The 19,542-nt window shown below is 39.2% G+C and carries 19 protein-coding genes; 10 read left to right on the forward strand and 9 right to left on the reverse strand.

Annotation, left to right across the window (positions count from 1 at the left end):
- Window positions 1–192 precede the first annotated feature (192 nt).
- Window positions 193–1,344, forward strand: a complete 1,152-nt coding sequence (locus tag O3C63_03920) for an acyl-CoA dehydrogenase family protein (protein MDA0772072.1) — start codon at window positions 193–195, stop codon at window positions 1,342–1,344.
- On the opposite strand, the gene O3C63_03925 is transcribed toward O3C63_03920, so the two are convergent.
- Entirely contained in the window at window positions 1,341–2,240 is a 900-nt protein-coding gene (locus O3C63_03925) for a hypothetical protein (GenBank protein ID MDA0772073.1), read from the reverse strand. The genes O3C63_03920 and O3C63_03925 overlap by 4 nt on opposite strands.
- Before the next feature lie 166 nt (window positions 2,241–2,406).
- Between O3C63_03925 and rlmN the strand changes: the two genes are divergently transcribed.
- The 6 genes from rlmN to O3C63_03955 all read left to right on the forward strand — a co-directional run bounded on the left by rlmN (window position 2,407) and on the right by O3C63_03955 (window position 8,919).
- The gene (gene rlmN / locus O3C63_03930) at window positions 2,407–3,480 is read left to right on the forward strand and encodes a 23S rRNA (adenine(2503)-C(2))-methyltransferase RlmN (protein ID MDA0772074.1); all 1,074 of its coding nucleotides are present in this window, start codon (window positions 2,407–2,409) and stop codon (window positions 3,478–3,480) included.
- A 105-nt stretch (window positions 3,481–3,585) separates the two neighbouring features.
- Window positions 3,586–5,706: a transglycosylase SLT domain-containing protein gene (locus O3C63_03935; GenBank protein MDA0772075.1), complete on the forward strand. Its 2,121-nt coding sequence runs from the start codon at window positions 3,586–3,588 to the stop codon at window positions 5,704–5,706.
- Between the two features lie 98 nt (window positions 5,707–5,804).
- Window positions 5,805–6,458, forward strand: a complete 654-nt coding sequence (locus O3C63_03940) for a flagellar type III secretion system pore protein FliP (GenBank protein MDA0772076.1) — start codon at window positions 5,805–5,807, stop codon at window positions 6,456–6,458.
- 26 nt (window positions 6,459–6,484) lie between these two features.
- The gene (locus O3C63_03945) at window positions 6,485–7,222 is read left to right on the forward strand and encodes a flagellar biosynthetic protein FliQ (GenBank protein MDA0772077.1); all 738 of its coding nucleotides are present in this window, start codon (window positions 6,485–6,487) and stop codon (window positions 7,220–7,222) included.
- Window positions 7,223–7,996, forward strand: a complete 774-nt coding sequence (locus tag O3C63_03950) for a flagellar biosynthetic protein FliR (protein MDA0772078.1) — start codon at window positions 7,223–7,225, stop codon at window positions 7,994–7,996.
- Between the two features lie 80 nt (window positions 7,997–8,076).
- The gene (locus tag O3C63_03955) at window positions 8,077–8,919 is read left to right on the forward strand and encodes a hypothetical protein (GenBank protein ID MDA0772079.1); all 843 of its coding nucleotides are present in this window, start codon (window positions 8,077–8,079) and stop codon (window positions 8,917–8,919) included.
- Here the strand turns inward: O3C63_03955 and O3C63_03960 are convergent.
- Window positions 8,916–9,305, reverse strand: coding sequence for a ribonuclease HI family protein (locus O3C63_03960; protein ID MDA0772080.1), 390 nt, complete (start codon window positions 9,303–9,305; stop codon window positions 8,916–8,918). The two genes, O3C63_03955 and O3C63_03960, sit on opposite strands and share 4 nt — an antisense overlap.
- Window positions 9,302–10,075, reverse strand: a complete 774-nt coding sequence (locus tag O3C63_03965; protein ID MDA0772081.1) for an HAD-IA family hydrolase — start codon at window positions 10,073–10,075, stop codon at window positions 9,302–9,304. Before O3C63_03965 ends, O3C63_03960 begins: the two co-directional genes overlap by 4 nt.
- Window positions 10,076–10,239: 164 nt before the next feature.
- Between O3C63_03965 and tsaD the strand changes: the two genes are divergently transcribed.
- Complete coding sequence (gene tsaD, locus O3C63_03970) at window positions 10,240–11,280, forward strand: tRNA (adenosine(37)-N6)-threonylcarbamoyltransferase complex transferase subunit TsaD (protein MDA0772082.1); 1,041 nt, start codon at window positions 10,240–10,242, stop codon at window positions 11,278–11,280.
- Window positions 11,281–11,546: 266 nt separating this feature from the next.
- Here the strand turns inward: tsaD and rlmD are convergent, their stop codons facing one another.
- From rlmD to O3C63_03985, 3 genes are read right to left on the reverse strand one after another with little or no spacing between them, the layout of a single operon-like run.
- On the reverse strand, window positions 11,547–12,920 hold the full coding sequence (gene rlmD, locus O3C63_03975) for a 23S rRNA (uracil(1939)-C(5))-methyltransferase RlmD (protein MDA0772083.1): 1,374 nt from the start codon (window positions 12,918–12,920) through the stop codon (window positions 11,547–11,549).
- 27 nt (window positions 12,921–12,947) lie between these two features.
- On the reverse strand, window positions 12,948–14,078 hold the full coding sequence (locus O3C63_03980; GenBank protein MDA0772084.1) for an SGNH/GDSL hydrolase family protein: 1,131 nt from the start codon (window positions 14,076–14,078) through the stop codon (window positions 12,948–12,950).
- Window positions 14,079–14,081: 3 nt separating this feature from the next.
- On the reverse strand, window positions 14,082–15,521 hold the full coding sequence (locus tag O3C63_03985) for a hypothetical protein (protein MDA0772085.1): 1,440 nt from the start codon (window positions 15,519–15,521) through the stop codon (window positions 14,082–14,084).
- Between the two features lie 116 nt (window positions 15,522–15,637).
- On the opposite strand from O3C63_03985, the gene rpmH reads away from it, so the two are divergent.
- The gene (gene rpmH / locus O3C63_03990) at window positions 15,638–15,772 is read left to right on the forward strand and encodes a 50S ribosomal protein L34 (protein ID MDA0772086.1); all 135 of its coding nucleotides are present in this window, start codon (window positions 15,638–15,640) and stop codon (window positions 15,770–15,772) included.
- Between the two features lie 18 nt (window positions 15,773–15,790).
- The gene (gene rnpA / locus O3C63_03995; GenBank protein ID MDA0772087.1) at window positions 15,791–16,204 is read left to right on the forward strand and encodes a ribonuclease P protein component; all 414 of its coding nucleotides are present in this window, start codon (window positions 15,791–15,793) and stop codon (window positions 16,202–16,204) included.
- On the opposite strand, the gene O3C63_04000 is transcribed toward rnpA, so the two are convergent.
- From O3C63_04000 to O3C63_04010, 3 genes are all read right to left on the reverse strand, one after another.
- Entirely contained in the window at window positions 16,185–16,943 is a 759-nt protein-coding gene (locus O3C63_04000; protein ID MDA0772088.1) for a hypothetical protein, read from the reverse strand. The genes rnpA and O3C63_04000 overlap by 20 nt on opposite strands.
- 287 nt (window positions 16,944–17,230) lie before the next feature.
- Window positions 17,231–18,952, reverse strand: coding sequence for an ABC transporter substrate-binding protein (locus O3C63_04005; protein ID MDA0772089.1), 1,722 nt, complete (start codon window positions 18,950–18,952; stop codon window positions 17,231–17,233).
- The gene (locus tag O3C63_04010; protein MDA0772090.1) at window positions 18,949–19,380 is read right to left on the reverse strand and encodes a hypothetical protein; all 432 of its coding nucleotides are present in this window, start codon (window positions 19,378–19,380) and stop codon (window positions 18,949–18,951) included. The genes O3C63_04005 and O3C63_04010 overlap by 4 nt, the downstream gene beginning before the upstream one ends.
- Window positions 19,381–19,542: the final 162 nt, after the last annotated feature.

A 19,542-nucleotide genomic window follows, 5' to 3' on the forward strand; every position in this document is an offset into this window, starting at 1 on the left:
CATAGTTGGCCAGACCTACATCCGTAAGAGTCCGCTAGTTGAGAATATTCTCATTAAGAATTGCTGTCTTAATACAATTTTAGCAAACCCTCTATCACTTTGGCAAACAATATGTATGTATGTATCTTGCTAATCAAAAATAGCATATTTTAGCCTTGCCTATAGCCATAAATAGTGGGTAAATGACTATATATGACTATCTGTTTTGACTTAGACGACACTCAAAAAGACCTGCAAAGACTAGCTCGTGAGTTTGCCGAAAAGGAAATCAAGCCCCTGGCCGAAGAGCACGATCGAGAGGCCAAATTTCCAATGGCGATTGCAAAGAAAGCTTTTGACCTTGGTTTAATGAATCCTGGTTTTCCTGAGTATGTTGGTGGCATGGGACTTGGAATTACTGAAGAAGTAATTATGGCTGAAGAACTTGCAACAGCTTGTAGTGGAATCTCAACTGCGCTTTATGCAAATATGCTTGCAGCCGCTCCTCTGCTCGTTGTCGATAATCACGATATCAACAAAAAGTTTTTGGCTCCAATGATGGAAGAACTTCAATTCGCTTCTTACTGTGTCACAGAGCCAGGTTGCGGATCTGACGTTGCTAACGCCAAGACCACTGCCAAAAAAGTTGGCGATGAATATATTATCACCGGTAACAAACAATGGATCACCGGAGCAGCTCATGCCAAGTGGTTTTATGTACTTGCTTCAACTGACCTAAGTGCCGGACACAATGGACTTAGTTGCTTTGTAGTACCTGCTGATCTTCCTGGAGTTACCGTACAAAAGAAAGAAGACATGATGGGTCAGCGCGCAAGCACTACTCACGCTGTCACTTTTGAAGAAGTTAAAATCCCAGCAGCCAACCTCTTAGGTGCTGAGGGAGAGGGTTTCAAGATCTCAATGAAGGCTTTTGACAAGACTCGTCCTGGTGTTGCAGCTGGCGCTGTTGGAATCATTCGCGCTTCAATGGAATATGCAAAACAATATTCAATGGAAAGAACTAGTTTTGGAATGCCGATTGCAATGCATCAAGCCGTGAGTTTTATGGTTGCAGAAATGGCAATGAAACTTGAAGCTGCTCGTCTTCTCACTTGGAGATCTGCTGTAATGATTGATAGTGGTACTCGCAATACTAAGTATGCTGCTTTTGCCAAAGCCTTTGCTGCTGACGCTGCGATGGAATCAGCAACTAATGCTGTCCAGGTTTATGGTGGCTATGGTTACTCACGCGAGTATCCAGTAGAAAAACTAATGCGCGATGCTAAGATCTACCAAATCTATGAAGGTACTTCACAAATCCAAAGATTGATTATCGCCAAAGAATTATTTTTGCGCGGAGCTTAAGCAGCAACAGTTGCTTGCGCCTTAACTCTGCCATGATTCATTACTACCCAAGGATTAGCCCAAAGGTTTGATTTTGATTTTGTATCTGCTCCAGCCTCGACAGCTTTATCTGCGTATTCAAGACTATAAGTTCCATTGGTAGAATCCAATTGGTAAGTAACGCCCAATTTCTTTTGGAATAATTCAATCATGCCCTTAAACGTCGCTGGTGAGAAAATATGCATACGCGAAAATCCAGTGCCATAACCTCCGCGAAGTAACAAGACTTGTTTATTTTGTTTCTTGGCTCTTTGGATGGCATCATCCATGGCTTGCTCTATCATCAATAAATTTCTATCAATTTCTTCTGGACTATTTTCAGTAAATGCTCCTGCCTTGACTTCATCAAGCTCATAACTCTTTGTAGGTTTCTCTGAAACAGGGATTCCAACTACTGACTCAGGAAACATTCTCAGGGAAGGGCGAAGAGCAGAGGTTTGACCAAAAAGTCCGCCTTTTCTCTGTGCATTTTCTCCGAGAACTACAATATAATTCTTGGTCAATTCTTCCATATCATTGATAGTAACTAAACCATCATGAATGACTACAGATTCAAATGGCTTTCCAACTGCTTTCATTTCATCTTTAATTTTCTGTTCGTTAACTTCATTAACCTTCTTTGCAGAATTAGTTTTGGATGAGCCAAACCATGACTTAATCCAAAGCCAACATCTTGCACAAATATTGGGTTGATTAGTTTTGGTCGTTTGACTTTGTGGCGGATTAGAAATTTGTTTGATATGGTCTTGATCTGTATCACTCAACCTAACTGTATTACTCGACTTGACGGCTTGTAAAGATGGGCCAGATTTTGCCTGATTAGTCATTACTAGTGATTGCTGAGTTGCTTTAACCATAATGTGTTGAAGGATTCCCTAAAAATCTAAAGTCTCGACAGCTTGTAAAATTTATTTCACAACAGATCTAATAACAATTCTATACTGTCTTGATATCTTCTACTTGTTTTTTTGAACTTATCTTGTAATGCGACATTACGCATTCTCTTGTGTTAAAGTGACAGCTGTGTCAAAAAAATGCCTAATAGGAATGAATCAAGCAGACTTAGAATCCTTTATGAAGGAACTAGGGCTTGAAAAATTTCGTGCCAAACAAATATACGAATGGATTTATAAAAAATCAGTTCGTGATTTTAGTGAGATGACGAATCTCTCACAAAAAGCCCGTGACCTGATTGCTGCTAAAGCCAATATAGGTTCACTCAAACTGGTAACTAGAGAAACCAGTTCTGATGGCACTGAGAAATTCTTGTTTGAAACTGCTGACGGTGAGAAGCTTGAATCTGTACTGATGTTTTTTGAAAACGATGATTACGATGAAGATGATGATTTCTATGATACTCCGGCTGGTCGCTATAGCGCTTGTATCAGCTCCCAAGTTGGCTGCGCAGTTGCTTGTCCCTTTTGTGCTACTGGCACTCTTGGTCTCAAAAAGAATCTCAACTCTAGTGAAATCATTGAACAGATTTTGTTTATGCAAAACCTCAGCAGTCAACGCATTAGCAATATTGTCTACATGGGTCAGGGAGAGCCTTTCAATAACTATGACGCAGTGCTCGAATCCATCAGAAAAACCCAAGCAGATATTGGGATTGGTGCAAGACGCATCACTGTCTCAACAAGTGGTGTCATTCCAAAAATCAACGCACTAGCCAAAGAAGACTTGCAAATTACTTTAGCCTTGTCTCTTCACGATCCAACCAATGAAGGTAGAGACTTCCTTGTGCCTATTAATCGCAAATGGCCAGTCTTTGAAGTGATTGATGCACTCAAAGACTATGTCGACAAAACTAATAGACGGGTAACTATTGAGTATGTCTTACTTGATGGCGTTAACGACTCTATTGAAAAAGCTAAGATCCTAGGTAACTTGATTAAAGACCTTCATTGTAATATCAATCTTATTCCTTATAACCAAACAAACACAAACGATCCTTTCTCTCGTTCTAGCTCTAAAAATATTTCAGATTTTACTCATGTACTCAGACAATATTGCAAAGGCAAGACTGTTACTGTACGTAAAGAAAGAGGTCATGATATTAATGCGGCGTGCGGCCAGCTAGCAAATTCAGTAAGTTAAAAGTCAGTCATTGACCCCACAGCAATTGATGAGATAATACTAATCATGTCGCAGCAAAAAACTCCTAAAAAAAAGGGATTAAAGCAATTCTCACACTCAATACAAGTGTTGTTCAAAAAAAAAGAATTCAAGTATTTTAGTTACATACTTGCAGCTTTTATTATTCTTGGTTCTGCTGCACTTTATTATATAGAAACTCAAGGGATTTTCAAATACCCACAAGTTAGTCAAGCACAGTATCAAGAATATGATGAAGCTATCAGGCATGCCATCCAAACTTCTAAGCAAGACACCACTGAAGCTATAACAATCTTAGAAAATCTTCCAACGCTTCCTAAATTATTAGAAAATCGCAGGAACTATATACTTGCCAAGCTTTATCAAATAATTAATGAACCTGTTCTAGCATTTTTGCACGCCTACGATATCGAACAAGATTATTTGACCAAATTCAGTCTATCAATGCGTTCCAAGATAGCTGAACAAATTGGACTAGAAGGAATTGTGGTTAAGGATTTAGGTTTCCTTGCCAAGAAATTCCCGCAAGACCCGCGCTTTCTCTATGAATTATCAAAGTCATATTCACGACAAAATAGAGTAGTAGAAGCGCGTAAGAGCTTTAAAAAGATACAAACTTTATTTCCTGATTCTGATTATTCTCTGGGCTCTGAATACTATCTTGCTAATTTATCAAAAGAAAATGAAAAGAAATTTCCACGTCTTAGAACCTACCTAACTAAAAGCCCGAATGGCAACTTAGCTTACTTAATTTCTGATCAAATTCAAAGTCTAGAGCCCATGGAACGTAAAGAATTTGATGATCTGAGTAATTACATGGCATTGAGTTATTACAACAGAGAAGACTATGACAAAGCAATTAAACTTTTTAATAAGGAATTAGATAATCCAGATCTTTACCTAGAAGCTTACGCAAACACTCTTGCCAAACTTCATCGCAAACAAGAAGCAAGAGCTCTTTTACTTGAAAAACTCCCTGAAATCAAAGATTTAGACAAGGCTTCCCGTTTAGTTGAATTAATTTGTGATTTGTCAGATAAATCTCAAGCAATAGCCAATCTCCAAGCATTAGAGAATAAACTAGCAAAGATTAAAGACAAAATACTCTGGGAATTAGCCAAGCGTACTAAGACCAAAGAATCATATCAACTGGTTTACAAAAACTATCCCAAGAGTTTCTACGCAGCTGAAAGTATGTCACAAGTATTTTGGAAAGAATATGAAAGAAAGAATTATCATGGTGCAATTGAAATTTTCAAAGTGCATTGGAAGACTTACCCAAGTACTAATTCTCATCCCTTTGTTGCTTTCTGGGCAGCCAAAGCTTACGACAAACTTAATCAACATGATGATGCCGTAACTGCATTGCACAATCTAATCATCGAGCATCCACGTGACTATTACGGCTATAGAGCAGAACAAATCATCAACGGCGACAAGGATTGGTTCAAGTTACCAAGCTCAAATCACTTTAACAGTCTGCCTGACTGGGACTGGCCGGAGGTTTATAAAGATGCCAAGGTTGCAGAACTCTATGGAGCTGATGTACTAGAACTAAGCAAAATTGGTGAATATAGTTTCTTATTAGAAAATGAAAACCAAGAAGCTCTAAACTTCGACAAAAATTTTAAGATGTGGCTTTATGCTCAAGCTGATGATTACCTTAAAGCAATTAGCACAGCATATTTTTCACTTGATAAAAGTGCTCCCGTAAATTACAACGAGATCAAATTCATTTATGCATTCCCAATGCCATACTCAGATATCATTACTGATGAAATAAGCAAAAACCGCAAAATCGATCCGATGCTAGCTCATTCTTTAATTAAACAAGAATCTCGCTACCAAAAAGATATAGTAAGCAAGGTTGGTGCAATTGGTTTGATGCAATTGATGCCATATACAGCGCGAGCACTAGCTCGCGATATGGGGATGCAAGCACCACAAGTTAGTGACTTGATGCAACCAGAGATTAATATCAAACTTGGGGTTCGCTACATGGAAGATGTATTTCAGACTTTTGATAATAATATGATTCACGCTATCGCATCTTATAATGCTGGACCAGTTGCAATCAAAGGTTGGAAGAAGCGTTTCGATAAACTTGATCCTGACGAGTTTATCGAAAATATTCCATATGACGAGACCAAGACTTATGTTAAGCACGTTCTAAATAATTACTGGGTCTACAAGCAACTCTATCATTAGACTTGTTTTGATCTACAGGTCTAATAGACTTGTCACGACCCTACTAGAGAAATCGTTTTTCAGCGTGTCCATAAGGGAATAATAGCGATAGAAGGCAAATGGAATCACTCACAAATTTATTACCTGACTTAGAGCCTAGTCTACAAATTGTAGGCTTGTTGTTTTTACTAAGTTTTTTACCAGTGATGGTTGTAACCATGACACCGTTTTTACGTATAGTCTTGGTACTTTCTTTATTACGCCAAGCACTTGGTACACAAAATGCACCACCGACTTTAGTATTAGTTGCACTAAGTTTGATTCTTACTGGTTACGTACTTGGACCAGAAATTACTCAAATAAACACAAGAGCACTTGTACCACTTGCAAATAATGAAATTAAATTACCCAAAGCTCTTGATATTACTTATAAAGAATTATCGGGTCACATGCTGCGCAATGTTGACGTCAAAGATCTCAAGTTCTTTTATACACTAAGCAGAGAGCCGTTCCCTACAAGTGTTGACAAGATCGAAGTACGCGAACTTGGTACCGCATATCTACTTGGTGAATTGCGCAGAGCCTTTCAAATTGGTTTTCTAGTATTTATACCGTTCTTGGTAATCGATTTGATTGTTGCCAATATTCTACTAGCATTAGGGATGATTATGCTTTCACCTACTATCGTATCCTTGCCGTTTAAGATCATGATTTTCGTTGCTATTGATGGTTGGGATTTAATTGTCAAAGGATTAGTACAGAGTTTCAATTAAGGACCCACAAAAGAACTATGGACTGGATGCCACAAGCTATAAGAGAAGGGATTTTTACGATATTGTTCATATCGGGACCTCTTGTTGTTTTAGCTGCTGGACTAGGTCTTACTATTGGTATTATTCAAGCTGCAACTCAGGTACAAGAACAAACCCTTGGTTCAGCCGTCAAAATCATCGGACTATTTATGGCTTTGATTATTTTTGGTTTCTACATGTTCCAATACATGAGTAAATATGCCGCGCAAAATCTTGAACGAGCTTTTAAATTAGTACCAACCCTTGGTGTCAAAGTCTTGCCCCGCCGCAACTTCCTTGAAATCCCAAGAGATGAAGACTCACCTACTCAAATGACAGCTAGTTTACCCGAGATTCAATCTCATGATAAAAAAGGCTCTGGGCATGCTGACATAGGACATGATCCAGATATCGAGGATATCAACTCGGGAGTAAAGCAGGATACTATTGGACAAGCAGCTTCTCAATCAAGACCAAACCCTGATATTGAAGCTATCAAAAAACAAAAACTAACCTTGGTACAGGAACTAGCCCAAACCAAAAAAGAAGCAAGCAACATCAAACCTACTATTGCAACTCCTTCTCCAGTAACTGCCAAGCCAGTAGTTCAAAAACCACAAACACAAGTATACAAACCACAGCCACAACCTGTCGTGAGCACACCAGTAGAAAAGCAAGAGCCAAAACGTCTCACACGTAGTTCCGTTAGTGGCAGACTTAACAAGCTACAAGGAGCTGGCCAATAGATGGATTTATTTGCAGATTTATTCAGGCAAAACCTCTTTGCTCAAATAGGCAATACCGTAATTGCACTGAGTTTTGTTATGGTGAGAATATTAGCCTTCATGCACTTTGCGCCAATCTTCTCTCACAAAAGCGTACCTTCTCATGTGAGAATTGCTTTCACTGTTTTTTTAACTAGCATGCTAGCGCCTCAAGCTTTTAATGCGGTGGTACCTGCAGAGGGTTACTCAATACTTTATGTACTCTTTGCCAACTTTGCTTTGGGTTTCATTATTGGTTTTACAACTAATATATTGTTTGTGACAATCACTGCTGGCGGTGAGATGATGGACGCTTCGATGGGTTTCTCTTCTGGTCAGATGTTTGATCCTAGTCTTGGAAGTCAGACAACAATACTTGGTAAATTCATGGGCTCCTTGGCGATTGTAGTTTTCTTTTATATCGATGGGCCACAGACCCTGATTCAAGGTCTTTATAATAGTTTTGAACTGTTTTCTTTGTTTGATCCCAGTATGGATATTAATATGCCAAAGATCATTCATCTTGTCGGTGACATTATTCATATGGGCTTTATTTTAGTGAGTCCCGTAGTTTTGACCATCTTAGTAAATGACCTGGTGCTTGGGTTACTATCAAGAGCATCTCCGCAAATCAATGCTTTCCAGATCAGTTTCACCGTTAAACCAATGGTTGGTATCTCAATTCTTTTGATTATTTTACCGCTATTCTTCAGTGCTGTAGCCAATTTCCTAGGTAATCATTCAAGGTTATATTAGTCCTTAACCCATCCATAAACAATACTCTATACAATAAAGCTATGCTCAGGAAGGGACTAATTCTTTGCTCAATTTTATTAATGACTTTGCTCAATTTTGCCGAAGTCAAAGCTGCCTATATTACAGAGAGTAGACAAAATACCATCTTGTTAGTTGGACTCAACGCTGATGAGCTTGCTGATTATGAACACAAAATCCTTCAGGACAAACGTATTATTGAAATACCTTACTCTCTTAACTGGCACAACAGTCTTGAAAACAATCATGCAGACGAAATTGTCCTCAAACAAAACTCAGGTTTTGTTGGTCTCTATACACCAGGCGGTAGCCTCGTTAGACCAATCGATATTGCAGGCGGCAATCCTTATTTAGAGAATAATCCTGTTCCGCCAATAAATACCTCTGTTGGTCATCATATGGAATGGAACCAAGTTGGCTATGCTACCGGTGGACGCGCAGATCCATATAAACCAATTACTTCACTAATAGATCCCCAGGATGGATCCAGACTTGCTGCAGGTTATGGTTACAACACACATATTGACCAACCTAAGATATTCAAAAAAAATACTTTTATAGATTTACTCAATTTCGTACCTATCGACACGGTCACGCCCTTTAATTATCCAGGTACTTTTGATCAGCATGGTCTTGGTGCTGTTTATACTATCGGTGCTCTCCCGCATATCGGTGGCACAATCGCACAAATGCGCAGAGCAAAATCAGAAAAAGCCAACTTTGATTACTATCAACAACAAATGCCTTCTGGCAATAGTGAGTTACCGGTTGTTTACAATAGGTACAACTCCACTGATCCAGGCAATCCCGTCACTGACGATCCCAACTTTATTCGTTACCAACAAATGCCACAAGCCTTTGTTAGAGATTTTCCTGGCTATGGTAAACCAGTGCAGCAGTATTAAAGCGCTAAATTCGCCAGCTCATCAGCTCTAGTATTAAACTCTCTTCTTACATGAGTAAAACTCACTGAATCAAAGTCTTTGATTAAGTCCTGTAGCTTCAAAAAGATCACTTTAAGATCAGGATTTTTGACTTTATACTCTCTTTTAAGTTGCTTGATCATTAGTTCACTATCAGCGTTAACAGCAACTTTGCGATAACCAAGTTCTTTGACTTTTTTGAGTCCTTCAAGTAGCGCTGTGTACTCAGCGACATTATTAGTTGCAACTCCAATTGCCTTAGAAATAGTTGCAACTTCTTGATGTCCTTCAAGAATCGAAACCCCGATAGAAGACTCTCCTGGATTACCCTTAGAAGCGCCATCAGTATAAATTACAGCTATGCTCATGCGTTAATGGTTACGCCCAAATCCAAATCTGCTAATGAATCATAAACTACATCAAACAAATCTTCCATGTGACTAATGTTTTGTGCTGGTCTAACTATGCCCGTCAAAACAAGAGCTGTCATGGCGCCAGCTTCCTTGGCAATTCTTAAATCATGAGGTGAATCTGTCACCATCAGCGTGTTCTCAGGCTTAACACCAAGCTGATTGCAAAGCTCTTTATATAATCTAGCGGTCTTAATTTCAGCTGCTTGGCTTGCTTTAAACAAATCAGCAATCTTGAATTTCTCTAAACATATCTTAGTATTCTCATCACTATCAGAAGTAAAGACCGCAAGCTTGAGCCCAGACTTAGACAAGTCTTTGATTTTCTCAAGTGCACCTGGAAAAGTCTCAGCAAGTTCTGCAACACTCAGCTCTTCATTAGTAATCTCAATTGCTCTATCAATCATCTCAAACGCTGTTGACCACTGATAAGTTGGCTCAGGTTCTATCATCGTTATATAAAGTGCTGTTGCTAAAACTAAACGCACATTGACTAAAGGCAAAGAACAAGGTCCATAAGGATCAATTGTTTCATCTTCTTCATCAACTCCCATTGCTCTAATGCAAGCTGTACGAATCGCAACTAAGCTCTCTGAAGTTTCTGCACTCAGTTCAGCAATTAATTGTGCACGGTAAGCAATAATCCTCAACCAAACTTTATGGAAGTCATTAAAAACCCCGTCCTTGTCTAGTATTACTGCTTCGATATTACTAAAATCTTCGCTCATATTATTTAATATATCACGCAAACAATAGACTTGTTTCGAAAGTCAATATTATCCTAAAAGCAACACGCAAGATTCCTTGCGATTGCTACCTTTTTCAGGCGACCTGTACTTCGAAACTTCGTTTCGAAGTACAGGTCTAATCATTGAGCTATTATAATAGCTCAATGATTGTTCTTGGAATTGAAACCAGCTGTGACGAAACGGCATTAGCCATTGTAGAAAATGGCCGTAAAGTCATTGCAAACAAAGTCTATAGCCAAATTGCCAAACACCGTAACTGGGGTGGGGTAATACCTGAACTCGCTTCACGTTTGCACCTTGATGTCATAAATGATTTACTTGCTGAACTATTTCAAGATTGTAATTTATCGATGGAAGATATTGATACTATCGCTGTCAGTTCTGGACCTGGTCTCGTTGGTTCACTAATGGTGGGTGCCAATCTTGCCAAAGTCTTAGCTTGGCTTTATAACAAACCTTTGGTTGAGGTCAATCATCTGCATGGGCATGTTTGTGCCAACTTCTTAGATTCTGAGTTAGAGCCGCCGTTTCTGTGCATGCTCGCTAGTGGCGGGCACACTCAAATTATTGAAATGCAATCCTATACTCAAATGAAAATTCTTGCTGAAACAGTAGATGATGCTGCAGGAGAGGCTTTTGACAAAGTTGCTCGCTTAATGGGTTTGCCTTATCCTGGCGGACCAGAGATTGACAAGCTTGCACAAGGTCATTGTGAGCTTGCAAGAAACGTCAATCCAGAATTGAATCAATATCAATTCCCAGTGGCAATGCCCAAGTCACTAGATTTTAGTTTTTCTGGTCTCAAAACAGCGGTGCTAAGACTCAAAGAAAAAATAGGCGACGAGACTTGGGAGCAAGACAAAGCTGCTATTGCACATGGATTCCAAGAAACTGTCGCCAAAACCTTTTACCAAAAAACTCTTGCCGTCAGTGAGCTGGCTGGCATTAGCAAAATAGTTCTTGCAGGCGGCGTCTCAGCCAATACCGCTGTGCGCAGACTGTTCAAAGAAAAGTTCTCGCAAGAACCATATGAGTTAGTTATCCCTGGCTTAGCCTATTGCACTGATAATGCGGCGATGATTGCTTCAGCTGGTTTCTATCTTGCACAAGAACAAACAACTATAACGACGGATTATAGTTTTGAGGTTTATTCTAGGAGCTTGTCATCCAGCCCAACTTTTTAGCTAGATTTACTCCAAAATATTAGGAACTCATTTAAGTTGGGCTAGATGACAAGCTCATAACCTCATTACATGAAACCTTCGGCTTCAAGAAGGTCTATTGCCAGAAATCTTCAACGAAACGAATTCTCCAAAAAACGGTCTCCGCAAAACGGGTAGCCTCTGCGAGTCTACTAGTACGTGTTTTGCTCCAAATATTTTTTGTCAAATTGTTTCGTTGAGCTTTCTTGGATTACAGTAAAACAGCAAACGAAATCCCTGACACTGAATCAACGATCCAGCACGGCTAAGTTTTCAAAGTGGAAGCTATGCGGAAACATATCAACTGGTTGCAAATAGCTTAGCTTGAAACCAAACTGTTCTAAGTATTTGATGTCTCTAGTTAATGTCGCTGGGTTACAACTCACATAAATAATCTTCTTGGATTCTGCGAGCTTGTCTAGGACTTTGTTGGTACAGCCCTTGCGCGGCGGGTTCACGATTACCACATCGTGTTCAGGTATCTCATCCCAATCTTCTACCCTTGCTTCTATAAATTCAGCATTGGCAATTCCATTCAACTCCGCATTTCTCTTGGCATTAGCGATCGCAGAAGCAACCACTTCAACTCCATGCAATTTCAAGTCAGGGATTGACTTTGCAAGACTCAAGGCAATTGTACCAATGCCACAATAAAGATCCAAAATACGATCAGCGGGCTTGATATGTTTTTTGATCAATTCAATAACCTTCAAAAACTGCTCTGTGTTCACTTGAAAGAAACTGGTGCTTGAAAGTTCTAGTTTGATATCACCAAAGCTCTCAGTAATAAAACCTTCGCCACTAATGATCTCAGTCTCATCACCCAAAATCACATTAGTAGAAAGATCGTTGTAGTTAATAGAAGTTGTTTTGATTTGTTTATATTTTTCTTGGATCTTACGCAAATCAGACTTGATTTTATTTTTGAATTCCTTGTTGAGTTTTTCTTTGCGTACGATCATACTAATCAACAGTTCTGTGTTATCAGAATTGGAGCGAAGCATAATATGGCGAATCAATTTATTTGGATAGCCGCGAGTATCCATCAGCTCTTTAAGCTCCACCATCACTTCATCAAAGAGCGTGTATTGTATTGGACAATATTTGATATTGATCAATTCATTACTATTGCGTCTAAAATACCCCGCTTTGACTCTACCTGTTTCTGGAACAATTTCAACAGGGTAAATCACCTTGTTACGGTAATTCCAGGGCTTAGACATGCCAATCAAGTCAGGAATGTTAATAAAGTCCCCTTTATCTTCACTAGCGGAACTAGTGCTTTGCACCGTTCCGACCTTTTTTGTGTCGACATCACTAGCAAAGTTGGTTTCAATCTTGTTTTGCTGAATCAAATCCAATAAATTCTGTTTCTTAAACTTGAGCTGCTCATCATACTTGATATGCTGCCACTGACAAGAGCCACAAATCTTGTGGATTTTGCAAGGAGCATCTGTTTCTCTCAAATCACTAGCGTGAGTTAAATCAGTAATTTCAGCAAAAGCAAAACCCTTACGTTGATCATAAATCTCAGCTTCAAGCTCATCACCAGGACAAGCATTTTCAATAAAGATAGTACCTTGCTCAGAATCCTTTGCTATCCCATGGGCTCCATTAGCCATTGCTATGACTGTATATTTTGATTTCAATTAAACGCAAACCTCAGCCAAAGCAGTTTGAATTAATTTTTGTCCTGCTAAATTAGGTTGATTAAAACCATTTTCCAAATATTTCTTACGTTCAGTTTCATTAACTGGGAACTTAGAATAAGCATCAGCCAAAACAGCACCAGTACGCGCCGCTACTCTCTTACAAGCCTGAGCAAAAGCTTCTGTACTCATTTCAGCATCGGCAAGATCGTTTGGTCTTTGGTCTAGAGGACAAGCAGAAACAATATGAGGGAGAGGAGTAATAATGATAACCGTGACTGAATGTGCTTGTAAAGTTTTGGTACTTGATTCAAGCAATGCTTCGTAAGCCGGTAATATAGAGGAACCCAACCAAGCATCATTAATTCCAAAATTGAGAATCGCAATATCTGGTTTGAAATAAATTGCATCACGTCCCAGATATAAAACAAGATCTAAAACTCCAGCACCAGAGATGGCATTATTGGCAAGCGAAATCTTGTGACCTAATGCCTGAGACCAAAGATAGTGATAGGTTTCTTGAAAATTAATACCCCAATTGCTATTGAGACCAAGTGTCACACTATCACCCAATGCCACGATTTTAATTTGTTCTTTGTCCTTGGCAAGCTGTGCAATATTGAGCTTTGGACTTTGCCAATTGCGCATATCCACTGGATCAATCAAGTCTTTGAGTAAACCATTAATTGGCTCTATCTCGTTACCAGAACGAGACGCACAATAAGCGCCAAAACCAAGAGCAAACCTTGCAGCGTTAATCAAATCAGCACTAGGTTCTTTACCAGCAGTCATAGACTTGGTAGCCTGAGTTAATAAAGAATTAGAAATAGCCAGCCACTTAGAAGGATCCAATGGATTACTTAATCTAATTTCTTCAAGTGGAGCTTTTAATAGATCAGGTACAAACTCGAGTACATTAGTAATCTTGTCAACGATGTCATTAATCTTGGTAAGTATCGCTTCATTCTTATGCAATTCAGCAGCCATTTGGTAACAGCTCAAAGCATGTGGGAAAAAGCGTATCTCAATTGCCCAGTCTCCAGCTTTCTCCCACTCATCAAAATTAGCAAGACTCGGATCCTTGCTCAGAGACTTAAACATTATTTCTGTTAATTTATCGTCTTTTTTCATCGATTATCCAATAAGTATACCCTCCTCAGGGTATTTAGGTTTGGTGTAAATATCCTCGGTGATCATTGCCATCAAAAAGAGCAATGGACCAGGTCTACCAATTAGCATACACAAACATAGTACCAACAATGAAGGCGAACTTAACTCTGTCGTGATTCCAGTTGATAGTCCAACTGTAGTAAATCCAGAAACCACCTCAAATAATTGGTCTATAAAGCGCATAGTACCGCCACTTTCAAAAATATTAATCAACCAACTGAAAAATAAAATCATCACCACTGTTGAAATAAAAACTATCAATGCACGTTTTTGGTAAATCTGATTAATTGATCTATTAAAGATTTTAGTCTCGCCACCTTTAAGCCCAGACCACATGATAGCCCCAACCAAAGCAAGAGTAGTGACTTTGATACCACCAGCTGTTCCACCTGGACATGCTCCAATAAACATCCAAATGATAAGGAAGAGTAGTGAAGGATCACCAAGTTCTCTAAGAGGAATTGAATTAAAGCCAGAAGATCTTGCTGCACAAGATTGAAAGAATGATACCCAAAAAGCATCCCCGCCACTTTGGGCTTGGTACTGACTGATAATTGATTCTCCGTTGTTGATAATTATAATGTGATCAGGGTTTTGTGCAAAGACTAAGTAAAGTTGAATCAAAACTCCAAGCACCAGTAATATCCCTGTCATCCACAAACAAACGCGCGTGTGCAAGCTCGGTCTAAAACTAGTGCTTTTGTCTTTAGCATATTCTTGGTACCAATTATAAAGCTCGTTGAGTACGGTGTAACCCAAACCACCAAGTATCGGCAAGAAAGAAAAAACAAATAGGATCCAAGGATTGTCGCGGAAACCCTCAAGGCTATTGGCGTATAGGCTCAGCCCAGCATTACAAAAAGCAGACACCGAATGAAACACCGCATCAAAAATTCCAGCAAAAAGTCCTGGTAAGTCATTAATATTACGAGAATCAAACCCTGTTACTTCTAGTGAGTTTGGTAACAGCGCCAGCACTCCAAGTAGCTCAATAGTAAAAGTAAGCAGTCCAATTTTGATTACAAAATCAGCAAAATTGATTTTGGATTCACTGTTGTTGGACATGTCAAAAACTTTGGAGTCACTATAAGAAAGCCGCTTACCAGTCATGTAAACCAAAACTGTTGTTAAGGTCATGTAGCTTAAACCACCTATTTGAATTAAGATCAGTACGATCAATTGTCCCCAAATAGTAAAATCAGTTCCTAGTTGCACCACAGACAAACCGGTTACGCAGACTGAACTAACCGACATAAATAAAGCTGAAACCCAATCACGCCATTCACCACTGCTATTGGCTATTGGCAACATTAGAAAAAAGCAACCTACTATACACAGAGCAGTAAAACTCAGCATTGTTGCCTGGGCTGGGTTTAGACTGAATTGCTTTTCTTCTAGTAGCACTGGATCTATTATATCCCCAGCTGAAAATAGTTACCTAGGCAAGATAAGACCAATAATTAATACCTGTGTAGCTATTAATATACTGTTGTGTCCTATATGTTACAATTCTCGATGTTATGAAAATGACTTTACGTGGATCACAAAGAAAACGCAAGAGAACCAGCGGTTTTCGCACAAGAATGGCCAGCCCAGGAGGCCGTAAAGTACTTGCTCGTAGAAGAGCGAGGGGCCGTAAGAAAATAAGCGCTTAACGCTTAAGCTATATAGTTATGTTAACTAAAGAAGAAAGACTAAAGTACTCAGGTCTTTTTCAGCAGGCCTTTGATAAGGGTAAGTCACTTTATTCTAAACACTTCAGACTGACTTTTACCAAAACTCGAGATAGTCATAAAGGCAAATTGCCATTTGTTGGTTTTACTATTAGTAAGAATTATTCCAAAAGCGCCGTTAAACGCAATCGCCTCAAACGACAACTATGCGAAATCTATAGACTTTATAGGCAAGATGAAACTCATGTAAGCAAACTCCAAGAGATAGGACTCTTGGTCTTCAGTCTCAAAAAATCAACTACCGAAGCAATCAAATTCAACTATCAAGAGCTCAAAAAAGAATTAGAATCATTGCTTAGTGAACACGCTAAAAACGAAATTTTTCAAACTAGAGCTAAGCAGCCTGATGCTTAGCGAGCTGCTCCCCAACCCTTCGTTGTCCACCAGCAGGATTCGTGGCAGCTCGAGTACTTTGTTGAGACTGTTGCGCAGCTTGAATCGCCTGTTCATAATCAGGCAGTATATCCTCAAGATACCTTGATTTAGAGCTATAACGAATACGATCACGTATATTCATCAAGAATTTAATATCGCTTTCTGTCAGCCTTGCAATCTCCTGGACCTCACCATGTGAAATTCGATTAAATGGTTCAAGCCAAGTCTTAATCGCTGACTTTAATGCAGCAAGTACCGTATCTTCATTAACTTTGTTGTTATGGGTACCAAGATACTTAGAACCCATACTTTCGATCTTAGCTATTCTGCGTTCAAGCTCAGTCAATAAAAACTCTTGAGCGCGATGTTGAAATTGGTAAGCATCATGTTGATGTCCATAATTTTCAAAATCTCGAATCACCGCAACAATACGTTCATTCCGGCTATTACCAATCAAGGTCTGTAAAATACTCCATAGCCATTTAAACGGATTTAAACTTCCACCAATCTCGGCTTCGATTTTATTTTTTGCACTGTAAAACTCATGCTCGTCTACTGTATTTGCAGCTGTTTTAGTTTGCTGTTTCGCCTTCCTAGCTTGCACTGTTCTGTAGATAGAAGCCCCTGAACTATAACCTGGAATCTTGGCAAGCGCCTCATTTCGAACTGCATCCCATGCACCTCTAACTGCTTCACCAGGTTTAACTCCAAATGGCATATCTGACCTTTAAATACAGCTTGGGGCCCAAGACTTCTTAGACCAATAAGCATGTATTATCAACATTCTCTAATCCAGAATGACGTATTGACATTTTAGCACACTGTGCGCATTCGCTGATAAATATACCCCGGCGGGGTATATTTAGATCTGTTGCAACGCCTTAACTAAACGTTTCGTGATTAACACCGTAACGAAACTTTAGTCCTCATTGCAAACTGCTCTTAATAGACTTACTGCAAAAGTCGGAATTATCCTTAAAGCAAACGCAACATTCGTTGCGGTTGCTACCTTATATAAACCCGATAAAGATACGGCATCATACCAGCATATTTAGTTCTGCGAATACCACCAATCTTGTTCTTAATTGCAGTCAGTTGTTTTGGTGAAGCGACATAAATCATTGGGTTGTGCTCATAAACTATCTCCTGAAAACGATCATAAAATACCTTACGTTTATCGTGTTCCATTACTTTTACTGCCTTAGAAAATAATTGATCAATCTCTTTTTCCCAAGGACGAGTAATTGCATCTTCTTGACCTGACTTCACATCAAACATATGCAAACGACCATCACTACGCCAAACATTCGCACCTCCATTAGGTTCATTGCCACCCGTTAATCCGATGATACCTGCTTCATAATCCTGTCCTTGCATTAAACGAGAAACAAAATTGTTAAACTCTAACAGCTTGAAATTCACCTTGATACCGAGCTCTTTGAGATTACTAACAGTAATCACAGAAATAAATTCTCGTTCTTGATTTCCTGCATTAGTAAACAAATCAAATTCAACTCTATTGCCAGCTTGATCATGTAGCTCAAGCTCATTACTATCAGGATTAGTCACGAAAGTAAAACCAGCTTCTTCAAGCAAAGCCCTTGATTTAGCGAGATCCCGAGGATAGCCATGCATCAAATCCTCATTTAAAAAAGGTGATTTGAGAGATTCAGCTGTAAACAAAGGCGCGCCTAGACCCTGAAAAACATTGTTGATTATATTCTCTCTATCAATAGCATAAGAAATCGCCTGTCTAAAGTTCTCGTTATTGAACCAAGAATACATAGGCTCAGGAATATTTTTACTTAGATTAAACCACAAGAAATTAGTACCTGAACTTGGACCAGTATCATAGAGCGAAAAATCATATTGTTTTTCTAGACTTTTAACCAAAGCACTGTTTTGAGCAGTAACGTTCAGGATGTAGGATTCATCAGCTAAGAACTTAAAAGTATCAGCAGTGCTATCACGCACATACGAGTAAACTATCTTGTCTAAGTATGGCAATTGGGCGCCATGTTCATCACGTAAAAAGAAATTATGATTGGCGACAAACTCAACTCGCTCACCTCTAGTCACCTTGCCTAAACGAAAAGGACCAGAACTAACGATAGCATCAGGGGCAGTTTGGATACTCAAATATTGATTAAATGCTTTTTGTTTTTGCTCCAAGCTAACAGCTTGATGCTCTAATAGAAACCTCTCAACATCATGCTTTGGAGCAATTGCAGTTCCGAGACTTTTGAGGAATGGAGCGAAGACTTCTTTGGTCTCAAAAACCAAATTCAAGCTGTCAATCATTGTAACTTTAGGAAACTCACCATCAACAGTAAGAACATCCTTGGTCGAACCCTGCGCAACCTCATCACGAATCAACGTGTTCCAGGTGTACTCAACATCTTCAGCATCAAGTTTCTCTCCATCTGTCCAAATTAAATCATCACGCAATTTAACAAAGATCTGCTTACCGCCATTACTGATCTTAAAGCTCTCAGCCATAAATGGCACAACCTCATCAGTGTCAGGATCTGTATCAATCAAACCAATAAATAATTTAGAAGCGAAATTACTACTAGCAGCATCATCAGCTATCCAAGGGTTAAAAGTCTTGGGATCAGAACCCAAGTGCGTGAGACGTAAAACGCCACCATGTTTGTTTTCAACAAGCTGTGTCGTAGAGCTACAAGAACAAATAAAGAAAACACTTAAAATAAGGACTCGTATCATTTTGCTGCTGGACTGCCGCTAGACTCAACCACTGCAAGGCAAACCCATTCACAAACTATCATCAATATATTGAGGTAAAGTAAACTAGGGAAACTAGCGATGCAAATATAATTCAAATGCAACAATGTCGCAAGCAAAACAGCGAGGCGCATCGGGAAAGCAATAAAGAAAGCTCCAGCAATTGCCAGCTCAGCATATTTTACAAAACTAGCAACGATATAAACATTTGGCATAACTATCTTATTAAAGAAAGTTGTGTAAGGAGAAATGATGATATCGTCACGCAAAGCAGCAAAATATACATCAGCATGAGCCCCAAAACTTGGATCAAATAATTTTGGCGCTGCCATGACAAAAAATATCAAAGACAAAGTCCAACGCAATATCAGAATATATGCTTGGGCTTGTGGTGCTAATTTGCCATTCATGCCCCCATTATATTACAGATTTTGCTATTTTTAACCCAGGCTTAACCTAAAACTGATTCTCTATAGTTAGTGAAGATAAAGAGGGCTTTCCCAGCAAGTCTACTAGAGGAGAAATTCATGGCAACATCAAGAGTTAGCGGAAGTGGCGGATCAGATTTTGGC

The organism is Cyanobacteriota bacterium (genome assembly GCA_027618255.1).
In the GTDB taxonomy this organism is placed as follows: Bacteria; Cyanobacteriota; Vampirovibrionia; order LMEP-6097; family LMEP-6097; genus JABHOV01.